17 protein-coding genes are annotated in these 11,801 nt (G+C 71.7%); 8 read left to right on the plus strand and 9 right to left on the minus strand.

Features of this window, described 5'->3' with window-relative positions; all coding sequences use genetic code 11:
• Positions 1-363 precede the first annotated feature (363 nt).
• The 4 genes from ABD067_RS24345 (at position 364) to ABD067_RS24360 (ending at position 3,297) form a co-directional block, all read left to right on the plus strand.
• The gene (locus ABD067_RS24345) at positions 364-555 is read left to right on the plus strand and encodes a twin transmembrane helix small protein (protein WP_343898017.1); all 192 of its coding nucleotides are present in this window, start codon (positions 364-366) and stop codon (positions 553-555) included.
• A gap of 163 nt (positions 556-718) precedes the next feature.
• Entirely contained in the window at positions 719-1,468 is a 750-nt protein-coding gene (locus ABD067_RS24350; protein WP_343898018.1) for an electron transfer flavoprotein subunit beta/FixA family protein, read from the plus strand.
• A gap of 2 nt (positions 1,469-1,470) precedes the next feature.
• Positions 1,471-2,400 (plus strand): electron transfer flavoprotein subunit alpha/FixB family protein, encoded by a 930-nt coding sequence (locus ABD067_RS24355; protein ID WP_343898019.1) that lies wholly within the window; start codon positions 1,471-1,473, stop codon positions 2,398-2,400.
• Positions 2,401-2,418: 18 nt separating this feature from the next.
• Positions 2,419-3,297, plus strand: a complete 879-nt coding sequence (locus ABD067_RS24360; RefSeq protein ID WP_343898020.1) for a 3-hydroxybutyryl-CoA dehydrogenase — start codon at positions 2,419-2,421, stop codon at positions 3,295-3,297.
• Here the strand turns inward: ABD067_RS24360 and opgC are convergent.
• From opgC to ABD067_RS24375, 3 genes are all read right to left on the minus strand, one after another.
• On the minus strand, positions 3,264-4,406 hold the full coding sequence (gene opgC, locus ABD067_RS24365) for an OpgC domain-containing protein (RefSeq protein ID WP_343898021.1): 1,143 nt from the start codon (positions 4,404-4,406) through the stop codon (positions 3,264-3,266). The two genes, ABD067_RS24360 and opgC, sit on opposite strands and share 34 nt — an antisense overlap.
• 68 nt (positions 4,407-4,474) lie before the next feature.
• Positions 4,475-4,945: a hypothetical protein gene (locus tag ABD067_RS24370; RefSeq protein ID WP_343898022.1), complete on the minus strand. Its 471-nt coding sequence runs from the start codon at positions 4,943-4,945 to the stop codon at positions 4,475-4,477.
• Positions 4,946-5,004: 59 nt separating this feature from the next.
• Positions 5,005-5,376, minus strand: a complete 372-nt coding sequence (locus ABD067_RS24375) for a hypothetical protein (RefSeq protein WP_343898023.1) — start codon at positions 5,374-5,376, stop codon at positions 5,005-5,007.
• A gap of 191 nt (positions 5,377-5,567) precedes the next feature.
• On the opposite strand from ABD067_RS24375, the gene ABD067_RS24380 reads away from it, so the two are divergent.
• Together ABD067_RS24380 and ABD067_RS24385 are read left to right on the plus strand one after the other, a co-directional pair.
• Complete coding sequence (locus ABD067_RS24380) at positions 5,568-6,221, plus strand: RNA polymerase sigma factor (protein WP_343898024.1); 654 nt, start codon at positions 5,568-5,570, stop codon at positions 6,219-6,221.
• 51 nt (positions 6,222-6,272) lie between these two features.
• Positions 6,273-6,521 carry a zf-HC2 domain-containing protein gene (locus ABD067_RS24385; RefSeq protein ID WP_343898025.1) on the plus strand — a complete coding sequence of 83 codons (249 nt, stop codon included), beginning with the start codon at positions 6,273-6,275 and terminating at the stop codon, positions 6,519-6,521.
• 52 nt (positions 6,522-6,573) lie between these two features.
• Here the strand turns inward: ABD067_RS24385 and ABD067_RS24390 are convergent, their stop codons facing one another.
• Both ABD067_RS24390 and ABD067_RS24395 read right to left on the minus strand, forming a co-directional pair.
• Positions 6,574-7,002, minus strand: a complete 429-nt coding sequence (locus tag ABD067_RS24390; protein WP_343898026.1) for a GFA family protein — start codon at positions 7,000-7,002, stop codon at positions 6,574-6,576.
• A gap of 438 nt (positions 7,003-7,440) precedes the next feature.
• On the minus strand, positions 7,441-7,611 hold the full coding sequence (locus ABD067_RS24395) for a hypothetical protein (RefSeq protein WP_343898027.1): 171 nt from the start codon (positions 7,609-7,611) through the stop codon (positions 7,441-7,443).
• A 110-nt stretch (positions 7,612-7,721) separates the two neighbouring features.
• Between ABD067_RS24395 and ndk the strand changes: the two genes are divergently transcribed.
• The gene (gene ndk, locus ABD067_RS24400) at positions 7,722-8,144 is read left to right on the plus strand and encodes a nucleoside-diphosphate kinase (RefSeq protein WP_343898028.1); all 423 of its coding nucleotides are present in this window, start codon (positions 7,722-7,724) and stop codon (positions 8,142-8,144) included.
• Between the two features lie 36 nt (positions 8,145-8,180).
• On the opposite strand, the gene ABD067_RS24405 is transcribed toward ndk, so the two are convergent.
• From ABD067_RS24405 to purM, 4 genes are all read right to left on the minus strand, one after another.
• Positions 8,181-8,339: a preprotein translocase subunit SecE gene (locus ABD067_RS24405; RefSeq protein ID WP_343898029.1), complete on the minus strand. Its 159-nt coding sequence runs from the start codon at positions 8,337-8,339 to the stop codon at positions 8,181-8,183.
• A gap of 76 nt (positions 8,340-8,415) precedes the next feature.
• Positions 8,416-9,093: a phosphoribosylglycinamide formyltransferase gene (gene purN, locus ABD067_RS24410; RefSeq protein WP_343898030.1), complete on the minus strand. Its 678-nt coding sequence runs from the start codon at positions 9,091-9,093 to the stop codon at positions 8,416-8,418.
• 256 nt (positions 9,094-9,349) lie between these two features.
• Positions 9,350-10,060: a hypothetical protein gene (locus tag ABD067_RS24415; RefSeq protein WP_343898031.1), complete on the minus strand. Its 711-nt coding sequence runs from the start codon at positions 10,058-10,060 to the stop codon at positions 9,350-9,352.
• 105 nt (positions 10,061-10,165) lie between these two features.
• The gene (gene purM, locus ABD067_RS24420; protein WP_343898036.1) at positions 10,166-11,248 is read right to left on the minus strand and encodes a phosphoribosylformylglycinamidine cyclo-ligase; all 1,083 of its coding nucleotides are present in this window, start codon (positions 11,246-11,248) and stop codon (positions 10,166-10,168) included.
• Between the two features lie 76 nt (positions 11,249-11,324).
• Here purM and ABD067_RS24425 point away from each other — a divergent pair.
• On the plus strand, positions 11,325-11,801 hold a 477-nt coding region (locus ABD067_RS24425; protein WP_343898032.1), incomplete at its 3' end, for a hypothetical protein.

The following is an 11,801-nucleotide window of genomic DNA, read 5'->3' on the forward strand; positions in this document are numbered from 1 at the left end:
CGGCGCCGCCCGCGGCGCCGGATTGGGCGCGGCTGGCCGCCGAAAGCGCTTCCAGCGTCCGCAGCAGCTCAGCCCGCCGGCCCTCGTCCCGCAACAGGGCGGACAACCGGTCCGCTTCCGCCCCGCTCAGGGCCGGCGCCGGGGCCGCCGGCCTGGGCGCCTGTTGTTGCGGCGCTGGCGCGGTCTGCGACCACGCCGGAGTTGGCAACCAACAGGCGAGAAGGGTCAGCAGAAGGATCGTTCGTTCGGTGAGACGCATGGGCTCGGAACAACCCCATTCGGCCCGGTCGGGTCAAGGCCCGCGATGGCGCCGGAGGGCCTTTCCGCCATTGCGGCCGGCGCCGCCGTCGCCAAATCCATCCGATGGTAACACTGCTCACGATCCTCGTCGTCCTCGGCCTCTTGGCCACGCTGGGCACGCTGTTTGCCGGGATGCTCGGCCTCGCGCGGGAAGGCGCCGGCGGGCTGTCCAACACGCTGATGCGCTGGCGGGTCCTGTTGCAGGGCGCCACGATCGCCCTCTTCGCGCTGTTGCTGCTCCTGACCCGGAGTTGACGGCGCGGGGCGCGCCACCGTTTTGACAGCCCGGCGCCCGCCCCTATTTTCCCGCTGATGGCGCGCCGCCCCGGGTCCGACAGGCAGCGCCCGCCCGCCGGCCCGCCCCCACAGGAGCGCCGCCGCGGCGCCAGGAACACACAGGCAGGAAACGGCAAACGCCATGAAGCTGCTCGTCCCCGTGAAGCGGGTCGTCGATTACAACGTGAAGGTCCGCGTGAAGGCGGACGGCAGCGGCGTCGAGACGGCCAACGTCAAGATGTCCATGAATCCCTTCGACGAGATCGCCGTCGAGGAGGCGGTGCGCCTCAAGGAGAAGGGGATCGCCAAGGAGATCGTGGCCGTCTCCTGCGGCCCCACGGTGTGCCAGGAGCAGATCCGCACTGCGCTGGCCATGGGCGCCGACCGCGGCATCCTGGTGCAGCACGAGGGCGGGTTGGAGCCGCTGGCCGTCGCCAAGCTGCTCAAGGCGCTGGTCGACAAGGAGAAGCCCGACCTCGTCATCCTCGGCAAGCAGGCCATCGACGACGACATGAACGCCACCGGCCAGATGCTGGCGGCCCTCCTCGGCTGGGCGCAGGGCACCTACGCCAGCAAGGTCGAGCAGGCCGACGGCGGCTTGAAGGTGACGCGGGAGATTGACGGCGGCCTGGAAACGGTGCAGCTCAAGCTGCCCGCCATCGTCACCACCGACCTCCGCCTGAACGAGCCGCGCTACGCCTCGCTGCCCAACATCATGAAGGCGCGCAAGAAGCCGATCGAGACGGTGACGCCCGCCGACCTCGGCGTGGACCCCGCGCCGCGCCTTTCCACCTTGAAGGTGGAGGAGCCACCGAAGCGGCAAGCGGGCAAGAAGGTCGGCTCCGTCCAGGAGCTGGTGGACAAGCTGCGCAACGAAGCGAAGGTGATCTGAGAATGCCGGTCCTCGTCCTCGCCGACCAAACGGGCTCGGAGATCAGCCAGCCCACCCGCTGCACCGTCGCCGCCGCCGGCCAGATCGACAAGGACGTCCACGTCCTCGTCCTGGGCGCCGAGGGCGCCGAGGCCGCGGCCAAGCTGCCCGGCGCGTCCAAGGTGCTGAAGGCCGCCGGCCCCGCCTACGAGCACGGCTTGGCGGAGCCCACCGCGGCGCTGCTGGTGTCGCTGGCGCCGAACTACACGCACCTGCTCGCCCCGGCGAGCGCCGGCGGCAAGAACGTCATGCCGCGCGTCGCCGCGCTGCTCGACGTGCAGGTGATCAGCGAGATCGCCGGGGTCGAGGGACCGGACACCTTCCGCCGCTACATCTACGCCGGCAACGCTCTGGCGACGGTGAAGACCTCGGACGAGAAGAAGGTGCTGACGGTCCGGGCAGCCTCATTCGACCCGGTGCCCGCCGAGGGCGGCAACGCCCCCGTCGAAGACGCGCAGCCGGCCGAGGACCCCGGCGTCTCCTCCTTCGTCGGCGCCGAGATCGCCAAGAGCGAGCGGCCGGAGCTGACCGCCGCGCGCGTCGTCATCTCCGGCGGCCGCGCCATGGGCTCCGCCGAGAACTTCCACTTGGTCGAAACGGTGGCGGACAAGCTCGGCGCGGCGGTGGGCGCGTCCCGCGCCGCGGTGGACGCCGGCTACGCGCCCAACGACCACCAGGTCGGGCAGACCGGCAAGATCGTGGCGCCGGACCTCTACATCGCGGTGGGCATCTCGGGCGCCATCCAGCACCTCGCCGGCATGAAGGACAGCAAGGTCATCGTCGCCATCAACAAGGACGAGGAGGCGCCGATCTTCCAGGTGGCCGACTACGGCTTGGTCGGCGACCTGTTCAAGGTGATGCCTGAGTTCTCCACCGAACTCGACAAGAAGTAGCGTGCGGGGGGCGGGGCGATGGCGGGAATCGACAAGCTCGGCGTCATCGGCGCCGGCCTGATGGGCAACGGCATCGCCCACGTGGCGGCGCTCTCGGGCCTGGACGTGGTGCTGATGGACGTCCACGCGCCGGCGCTGGAGAAGGCGCTGGCCACCATCGGCAAGAACCTGGACCGGCAGGTGCAGAAGGGCGGCGTCCAGGCCGCCGACCGCGACGCGGCGCTGAAGCGCATCGCCACCGCCACCGACAATTCCCGCTTCGGCGACTGCGACATCGTCATCGAGGCCGCGACCGAGAACGAGCAGGTCAAGCAGAAGATCTACGCCGCGCTCTGCCCGAAGCTGCGACCGGACGCGATCCTCGCCACCAACACCTCCTCCATCCCCGTCACCCGGCTGGCCGCGTCCACCGACCGGCCGGGCCGCTTCCTCGGGATGCACTTCTTCAACCCCGTGCCGATGATGAAGCTGGTGGAGGTGATTCGCGGCTTGGCCTCCGAGGAGGAGGCCGTCGCCCGCGTGCGCGCGCTGGCGGAGCGCATGGGCAAGACGGTGGTGGAGGCGGCCGACTACCCCGGCTTCGTCGTCAACCGCATCCTCTGCCCCATGATCAACGAGGCCATCTACGCCTTGATGGAGGGCGTGGGCGACGTCGCCTCAATCGACGCCGGCATGAAGCTCGGCGCCAACCACCCGATGGGGCCGCTGGAACTGGCGGATTTCGTGGGCCTCGACACGCTGCTGAGCGTGATGCGCGTGCTGCACGAAGGCCTCGGCGACCCGAAGTACCGCCCCTGCCCGCTGCTCGCCAAGCACGTCGAGGCCGGCTGGCTCGGCCGCAAGTCGGGCCGCGGCTTCTACGACTACTCGGCGACGCCGCCGCGCCCGACGCGCTGAGGCCACCAGCGCCGCCAGCCGTCCGAAGCCCAAGCCACCGCCGCGAGCGCGCCAGCGCCGCCCAGCACCAAGAGCGGGTCCAGCCACGCCGCGTCCTCCGGCCAGCGGGCCAACGCCGTCGAGGCGCCCCAGGCCAGGAACAGCCCGACGCAGAACACCCGCAGGCTGTGCCGCCCGATCGCGGCCAGCGCCTGCGCCGGCCACAACCGCATCCAAGCCGCCTCCCGTGGCACCAGCGCGGCGACGAGGTAGGCCAGCGCGAGCGCATGCAGCAGCCGTGCCGGCGCCAGGGCCTCCTTGTGCATCGCCACCGCCACCGGGTCCTCCGGGCCGGGGAGGACGCCGTACCCGACGAGCCGCGCCCAGAACCCCGCGGCCACCACCGCCGCCGCGCCCGCCACGAGCCACCGGCGGGGCTGCACGCCTTCCCCGGCCAGCAGCGCCCGACGCCCGGCCAGCGCGCCGCCGAGGAACAGCGCCGCCCAGGCGAAAGGCTCGAACGCGATGCCCGTGCCGCCGACCGATGGCGTTTCCAGCAACCCGAGCTGCACGGCAACGTAAGCCGCCACGGCAGGGGCCAGCGCCCAGCCGCCGGCCCGCGCCGCCGCCCACATGAACGCCGGCAGCAGCAGCATCGACCATACGAACACCGGCAGAATGCCCATGAAGGCCGGCTGGTAGAGCATTGCGAAGGCGGCGGGCAGCGCCAGCCAGAGCCGTTCCACGAGGAAGGACCAGCCCAGCCGCTCCACCCCGCCCGGCAACGGCACGCACATCTCCGCCCAGAGCACGAGCGCGGCAAACATGAAGAACACGGTGAGGTGCGTGGCGTAGAGCCGCAGCGTCCGTCGCGCCATGTCGGACCGCGCCGCGCCGAAGCCGCCCCGCGCCGCCTTCAGCGCGAACACCGAGCCGAGGGTGAAGCCGGACAGCAGCACGAACTGCTCGGAGCTGTCCGACAGCCCCCAGGCCGCGTGGATGCCCCAGGCGAAGGCCGTACCCGCGATGTGCGACACGAAGATCGAAACCTGCATCCAGCCGCGCACGATGTCGAGGCGCAGGTCGCGCGGCGGGCGCGCGGGCGGCAGGGCGTCGGCGGCAAGGGGCATCGGCGGCGGCCTGCGCTGGGGCACGGGGAGGCGGCGGGCCTCGCCCGCCGCCCCATGTGGGGCGGATGTCAGGCGGCGACAGCCCCCGTGCCGCGGAGGAGGCGCCGGCCGAGCGCCAGCAACTCGTCCCGCCGCGCGAAGCAGATGAAGGCCGCCATCGCCCAGGTGAAGCAGGCTTCCTTGAACAGCGTGCCGCCGTCGCCGTAGGGGTCGATGCCGAGCGGGCTGACGGTGTGGAAGAAGATGGCGCCGGACATGATGCCGAGCGCGAACAGCGCGCCGAAGGCCTGCGTGCGCGGGATCAGCACCAGCACCGAGGCGGCGATCTCCATGACCGCCACGAACAAGCGGAACGGCTTCTCGCCGCCCGGCGTGCCGAGCCAGTCGGAGAGGATGGTGAACAGGTAGACCGAGCCCTCGTTGCCGGTCAGCTTGTATTGCTCGTACCAGAGCAGCTCGCAGGCGATCCAGATCGCGGCCGGCCAGGCCAGCAGCTTGAGGACGCGGTCGGCGGAGGGGAAGCGGGCGGCGGTGTCCATGTCGGCGGGACTCCGGGTCAACGGGGGAGGCGCGGCGCGCGGGCGCCGCGCCGGATGCGTCAGCGGTTGCCGTACTCGACGGAGTACATGCCGCCGCCGCCCTGCACGAGCCGCGGCGTGCCGCCGGAACCCAGCGCCATCGTGCTCGGCATCGCCGTGTCGTAGATCACCTCCAGCATCCCGTTCACGTTCTCCAGCCGCAGCACGCGCTTCGATTCCGGCTGGCCGGCCGGCGCGTCGTAGACCACGGTGAGGCCGCCGCCGCCCTGGCTGACCATCACCTCGCGCACGATCCGCTCGCCCATCATGGGGCCGAGCTGGACGCGCTGGCCGATCTGCATCGGCAGCGCCGGCGCGGTGCCTTGCGCCAGGACGGGGGCGCCGCCGGCGGCGGCGAAGGCTAGCGTCAAGGCGATCAGGGTCTTGCGCATCGTGGTCCTCCATTGTCGCCGGGCCCGCTCCGGGCGGCCCGGTGATCGTGTCGCGTCCCCGGCGCTCCGGCCGCTGCCGCCGCGCCTTCGACACCGTCCATTCCCGCCGCCGCGGCTGGCGTTACACGGCCGGACGTGTTTTTTTCCGGACCGGCGGCAACCAACCGGTCGGCGCGGAGGGAGGGCGGCCCGTGGCTCCGGACGAAGACGCCGCGTTGCTGCCCGGCCTCCGCGCCGGCGACGAAGCGGCCTTCCGCGCGCTGGTGCGCCGGCACCACATGCGCCTTGTGCGGCTCGCCACCGTCTTCACCGGCGCCCGCGCCCGCGCGGAGGAGGCGGTGCAGGACGCCTGGGTCGTGGTGGTCACGAGCCTCGGCAACTACTCCGGGGAAGCGCCACTCGGCGCCTGGATCGCCGGCATCGTCGTCAACAAGGCGAGGACGCGCGCCGCCCGCGACGGCCGCGTGGTGAGCTTCGCCGACATGGCCCGCGCCGAAGCGGAAGGCCCGGCGCTGGAGCCGGAGCGCTTCATGCCCGACGGCCACTGGGCCGAGCGGTTCGGCGCGTGGTCCGCCCTGACGCCCGAGCGCGAGGCGGGCGACCGCCAGCTCCTGTCCCGCGTCGGCGAGGCGCTGGACGCCCTGCCGCCCGCCCAGCGCGCCGTGGTGCTGCTCCGCGACGTGGAATGCCAGGAGCCCGCGGCGATCTGCGCCGCGCTCGGCATCTCGGAGGCCAACATGCGGGTGCTGCTCCACCGGGCCCGCGTCCGGCTGCGGGACGCGGCCGCGGCGCTGGTCGAACCCGAAGCGCTCCCAAAGCGCTCCACCTTCGGGAAACGGGCGTAACGGAGCGGCCCGTCGCCGGACATGCAAAAACGACCGCCGAGGACGGGATCGATGCCGACCTGCCAAGAGGTCGCGGAGAACGCGACCGAGTACCTAGAAGGGGCCATGCCGCGGCGCGAGCGGTTCGCCGTGTGGGCGCACCTGCGCATCTGCCCGAACTGCCGGAACTACCTGCGCCAACTGATGCGCACGGTCTCCCTCACCCGCCGCGCCGGCGCCTCGGACCCGCCACCCCCGCCGCAGGAGGAGGACCGTCTGGTGGCCGCCATGAAGGCGGCGCGGGCTTCCCGGTCCGATTGACCGTCCCGCCGCCCTGGCGCGCGCGGCGCGGCCGGCGCGGACCCGGGCGGCCTCACTCCGGCACGGTTTCCCCGGAGCCGCCGAACTCCGCCGGGAAATCCTTCAGCTTCGGCAGCCCGTCGCGCATCGGCAGCACAGTCTCGGCGTAGTTGACGTGCACGCCCGGCGTGAAGGCCAGCCCCGGGATGGTCGCGGCGAAGACGTCCACCATGTTCAACGGGGGATGCGCCGCCATCAGGTGCCCGCCGCAAAGCCGGCAGAACTTGCGATGGCTCATCTCCGTCTTGTTGTAGGTCGCCACGTTCTCCGCGCCCTTGACCACTTCTACGGCCTCCGGCGTCCAGAGGGTGAAGGCGTTCACCGGTCCCCCGGACCAGGAACGACAAGATCGGCAGTGGCAATACCCCATGGCGACGGGCTGCCCGGTCGCGCGGACCTCGACCGCGCCGCAGAAGCACGCGCCTGAATGCGTATCGTTCATGGCTTCCCCCACTCGTCGTGCCGCTCGCGCGACGTGCCGTCCGTTTCCGTGCGACGGCAAGGAACATCCGGGTGAGTGGAAGGAGCCGGCCCGGAGTTGGGAGGAATCCACCTCCGACCCCCGTTCCCACCGCTCCGCCGGGAACGCGCTCGCATTCCGGCAACGAACGCGCTACGATGCCCTGTCGATATCCCCAGTTGCGCCCGCGGCGTCCCCAGAACTTGGGCGAGCGCGGAAACCGAGGTCGAAACCCTTCGCCGGGGCTGCGCATGACCCGTCCCACAAATGCGGGCCTAACGGCCCCCGGGGCATAGCGGCCGGATTCGTCCGGCAAACGCCAGCACGGATGGGTAAGGAAGTAAGGTAGTACCGCAGTAAGATGGCAAGGCAGTAAGGAAGCAAGGCGAACGGCGACCCCGCCCGGCCCGGTTCGGGCCGTCAGCCCTTCCCGTTCGGCGCTTCACCGCCGTCCGCCGGCGGCTCGCCCGTCCATTCGTCCGAAATCATTCCCTGCTCCCGGCTCACCTGGTCCACCTCCTCCTTGGAAGGCGGTTTCGGCATGTAGGTGTCCCGCGGCGCTTCGCCACCGTCCTTCGCCTGGTCGACCATGTCGCGTCGTCTCCCGTTGTCGCCTCCCCGGCGCAACGCGCCAGGGCTTGCCCCGTCCCCGCCCGTCGCCTATCGGGCGCCGCACCGCAAACCGACCCGAAGGACCCTCCATGGCCGCCGAGCGCACCCTTTCCATCATCAAGCCGGACGCGACGCGCCGGAACCTCACCGGCCGCATCAACGCCAAGTTCGAGGAAGCGGGGCTGCGCATCGTGGCGCAGAAGCGGCTGCGGCTGACCGAGGCCCAGGCCGGCGCCTTCTACGGCGTCCACAAGGAGCGGCCCTTCTACAAGGACCTCGTCTCCTTCATGACCAGCGGCCCGGTGGTGGCGCAGGTGCTCGAAGGCGAAAACGCCGTGGCGAAGAACCGCGAGGTGATGGGCGCCACCAACCCGGCCAACGCCGACCCGGGCACGATCCGCAAGGAGTTCGCCGAGAGCATCGAGGCCAACAGCGTCCACGGCTCCGACAGCGCCGAGAACGCCGCCACCGAGATCGCCTTCTTCTTCGCCGGCATCGAGATCACCGGCTGAACGGGCGGGCGCGGCCGGGGACCGTCCCCGGCCCCGTCAGGCCACGAACAGGAGCAGCGCCAGCAGCAGGACCACGGTGATGCCCACGCCCCAGACAACGGCGCTGGTGAAGCTGTTCCAACTGCGCTCGCGGTCCGCCACCATCTCCTTCGCCTCGTCCGAGGCGAAGTCGTATTGGTCCCCCTGGTCGGCCACGGCCATCGTCTCCCGTCCGCTGCGTTGTTTCAGGGCGGGGGTTTATTGACGGGCAGGACCGCCGGCAAGGGCCGGCCTACCGCGGCCACGGGTTGAGCAGCGCCCCACGGCCCGGCGGCGGTTCCGCCGCGCCCTCGACGCGCGCCCGCCGCCCGCCCGCCTCCACCCGCACCCGCCCGGCGGCGAGCCAAGCCAGCGCCGCCGGGTACAGCGCGTGCTCCTGCTCCAGCACGCGCGCCGCGAGCGCCTCGGCGGTGTCGCCCTCCAGCACCGGCACCGCCGCCTGGGCGATGATCGGCCCCTCGTCCACCCCGGCGCTGACCAGATGCACGGTGCAGCCGTGCAGCCGCACGCCCGCGGCCAGCGCCCGCGCGTGGGTGTCGAGGCCGGGGAAGGCGGGCAGCAAAGAGGGGTGGACGTTGACCAGCCGCCCCTCCCAGCGCCCGACGAAGCCGGGGGTGAGCACCCGCATGAAGCCCGCGAGCGCCACCAGTTCCACACCGGCCCGCGCCAGCTCCGCCTCCACCGCCCGCTCGAAGCCTTCGCGGTCGCCGCGGAACAGCCGGCTCTCCACCACCGCGGTCGGCACCCCGGCGGCCGCGGCGCGCGCCAGCCCAGCGGCGTCGGCGCGGTTGGAGAGCACCAGCGCCACGGAGGCCGGGTAGTCCGGCGCCGCTGCGGCTTCCAGCAACGCCGCCATGTTGGAGCCGCGGCCGGAGATCAGGATGGCGGTGCGCTTTCGGGCGCTCGCCATCACCGTCGCTCCGCCGCCTGGGGACTGCACCTCATGCCAATGGCCCTGCTCGGTTACCGCTTACGATGACAAACGATCCGCAAACGGCCGAGCGATTGTTTGCGAACGGCAACCGCAAAACCGGCAGCATCGATCAATGCGGGGATCTCCAACCCTCGAGCAGGGTATGCAGGCGGTCAGCAATCATCGGAACTTGTTCCACCGCGTCGCGGGGCAGATAGGCCAAAGCCCGCACGCCATCAGCTACAAGGTCGATTCAGCCGAAGCACACGTCCCAAGCGGGGGTGCAGAACATCCCCGATCGGCCGACTGTCTCAATCGGAACGGACAGCCAGCCCGGAGGTGGCTTGTCGGTGTGGCATCCGTACATGTCGAGTGCGCCGTAGCCGTAGCCGGTCAACACGAGCGTGGCGCCTTGCTGCCGCCGCGGTAGCAGCGGCAGCGATCCGTCGTTTGGGCAGAACTGGCCCACCACGACGACGTAGCGGTCCGGCGACGGGTCGGGGCGGCCGGTCTCTCGAGGCCGCAGGGGCGCACGGCGCCGCCCAAGGTCGACCGGATCGACCATCCGGTGCTCCAGAAGGTGGCCTGGGTCCGTCAAAACTCCCGCTCCGTCGGGCATCCAGAACGCTAAGGAAAAAGAGTCCCAGCGATAGCTGCCATCCGGCAGCGGATCGGAGGGGCCGAAGCGTTGCGGCCCGAGCAGGAATTCGTCACGACCCCCGATATTCGCTAGCGGGACCGTGAAGCGGCCGAACGGGCTCTCGATGCGTACCGGTGTGTCCGGCGGCGGCCAACGTCCGGTCCACCAAGTGTTTCGACGTTTAGAGTCTTGGACAAGATATTCGCGTTCACGTGCGGCCTTCTCTTCCTTCCACCCTTTCGAAGAATGATCGGCGACCAACCAGACCGACACGCAGGTCGCCATTGTGGCTGCGACGAATACAGGAACGAAGCGCTTGGCCATGTAGAGAGAGTGCCAAATCCCCGGATATGAAACAATCTTTTATAGGAGCAACACAGATGGGAGCCCGTTGTTGGTCAACAAAAGCCGAGTGGCGGGCCAGCGATGTCATCTTGCCGGCCAAGCCTCCGGCAGCCCCTCGATCCGCAGAGCGGCGGGGGCGCCCGGCCGCGCGTCAAGCCAGCCGACGCGGAACACGGTCTCGCCCGCGGCAGCCAGGGCTTCCGCGGCCCGTTCGGCGGCCTCGGGTGCGACCACGAGCACCATGCCTACCCCGCAGTTGAACACACGCAGCATCTCATCCGCGGCGATCCCGCCCTCCCGCGCCAGCCAGCCGAACACGGGCGGCACCGGCCAGGCGCCGGCGTCGAGCACCGCCTCAACGCCTCCCGGCAGCGCGCGCGGCACGTTGCCCGGCAGGCCGCCGCCGGTGACGTGCGCCGCGGCCTTCAGCAGCCCGGCCTGGTGCAGCGCCAGCAGCGGCTTGACGTAGATCCGCGTCGGCTCCAGCAGCGCCTCGGCCAAGGTCCGGCCCCTGTCGAACGGCGCCGCGTCGCCGAGCCGGAGCCCGCCCGCCTCCACCACGCGGCGAGCGAGGGAGAAGCCGTTGGAATGCACGCCGGAGCTGGCGAGGCCGAGCAGGACGTCCCCCGGTCCCGCATCGCCCCGCGGCAGCAGCGTCCCGCGCTCGGCCGCGCCCACCGCGAAGCCGGCGAGGTCGTAGTCCCCGGCGGCGTACATGCCCGGCATCTCCGCCGTCTCGCCGCCCACCAGCGCGCAGCCTGCCCGCCGGCAGCCCTCGGCGATGCCGCCGATCACCGCCCGCGCCTGCTCCACCTTGAGCCGCCCGGTGGCGAAGTAGTCGAGGAAGAACAGCGGCTCCGCCCCCTGCACCACCAGGTCGTTGACGCACATGGCGACCAGGTCGATGCCCACCGTGTCGTGCCGCCCGGCCTCGATGGCGAGCCGGAGCTTGGTGCCGACGCCGTCCGTGGAGGACACCAGCACCGGGTCCTTGAACCCCGCCGCCTTGGGGTCGAACACCGCCCCGAAGCCGCCCAAGCCCCCCACCACCCCGGCACGGCCGGTGCTCCGCGCCAGCGGCTTGATCGCCTCCACCAGCGCGTCGCCGGCCTCGATGTCCACACCGGCGTCGCGGTAGGTCAGGCTGGATGGCGGGGAACTGGTCAGGACGGCCTCCGGTGCGGTAGGCTCACGGGCCGCGCGGCCGACACCGGCCGGCGATGGAGCGGGGGTTCACACGCCGATGCTGCGCAGCAGCGACACGCGCGCCGTACTGGCGGCGAAGCCCGGACTCAACCACGCGCGCCGGGCCGTCGCAACAGCGGCGGCGCTGCTGGTGCCGGCGGCCCTCGCGGCGCCGCCGGCCCTCGCGCAATTCGCCGCCCCCGACCAGACCGCCATGTCGGCGGGCGCCCCCAACCTGACCCAGCGCGGCATCCCGGCGGAGGCCACCGCCGAGAACGGCGTGCTGGCGCGCGAGAAGGCGCTCGCCTCCGGCCGCCGCCTCGCCTGGGAGAAGCTGGCGGCGGAGGCCGGCGCCCCCGCCGGCAACCTGTCGGACAGCCGCATCGAGGGCATGGTCTCCTCCATCGTCATCGAGCAGGAGCGCACCAGCCCCACCCGCTACACCGGGCGCATCACGGTGAACTTCGACCCGGGCCGCGTCCGCTCCGCCCTCGGCAGCCGCGGCGGCGCCATCGCGGGCGCCACCCCCGGCGGC

The organism is Craurococcus roseus, from assembly GCF_039523795.1.
Lineage (GTDB): Bacteria > Pseudomonadota > Alphaproteobacteria > Acetobacterales > Acetobacteraceae > Craurococcus > Craurococcus roseus.

Excerpts from the sequence above, each read along its gene's own strand:
- ABD067_RS24385 (WP_343898025.1), top strand. The coding sequence starts at position 6,273 with ATGCCGACCTGCCAAGAGGTCGCGGAGAACGCGACCGAGTACCTAGAA.
- ABD067_RS24395 (WP_343898027.1), bottom strand. The coding sequence starts at position 7,611 with ATGGTCGACCAGGCGAAGGACGGTGGCGAAGCGCCGCGGGACACCTAC.
- ABD067_RS24390 (WP_343898026.1), bottom strand. The coding sequence starts at position 7,002 with ATGAACGATACGCATTCAGGCGCGTGCTTCTGCGGCGCGGTCGAGGTC.
- purN (WP_343898030.1), bottom strand. The coding sequence starts at position 9,093 with ATGGCGAGCGCCCGAAAGCGCACCGCCATCCTGATCTCCGGCCGCGGC.
- opgC (WP_343898021.1), bottom strand. The coding sequence starts at position 4,406 with ATGCCCCTTGCCGCCGACGCCCTGCCGCCCGCGCGCCCGCCGCGCGAC.
- ABD067_RS24345 (WP_343898017.1), top strand. The coding sequence starts at position 364 with ATGGTAACACTGCTCACGATCCTCGTCGTCCTCGGCCTCTTGGCCACG.
- ABD067_RS24355 (WP_343898019.1), top strand. The coding sequence starts at position 1,471 with ATGCCGGTCCTCGTCCTCGCCGACCAAACGGGCTCGGAGATCAGCCAG.
- ABD067_RS24375 (WP_343898023.1), bottom strand. The coding sequence starts at position 5,376 with ATGCGCAAGACCCTGATCGCCTTGACGCTAGCCTTCGCCGCCGCCGGC.
- ndk (WP_343898028.1), top strand. The coding sequence starts at position 7,722 with ATGGCCGCCGAGCGCACCCTTTCCATCATCAAGCCGGACGCGACGCGC.
- ABD067_RS24360 (WP_343898020.1), top strand. The coding sequence starts at position 2,419 with ATGGCGGGAATCGACAAGCTCGGCGTCATCGGCGCCGGCCTGATGGGC.
- ABD067_RS24415 (WP_343898031.1), bottom strand. The coding sequence starts at position 10,060 with ATGGCCAAGCGCTTCGTTCCTGTATTCGTCGCAGCCACAATGGCGACC.
- ABD067_RS24350 (WP_343898018.1), top strand. The coding sequence starts at position 719 with ATGAAGCTGCTCGTCCCCGTGAAGCGGGTCGTCGATTACAACGTGAAG.
- ABD067_RS24370 (WP_343898022.1), bottom strand. The coding sequence starts at position 4,945 with ATGGACACCGCCGCCCGCTTCCCCTCCGCCGACCGCGTCCTCAAGCTG.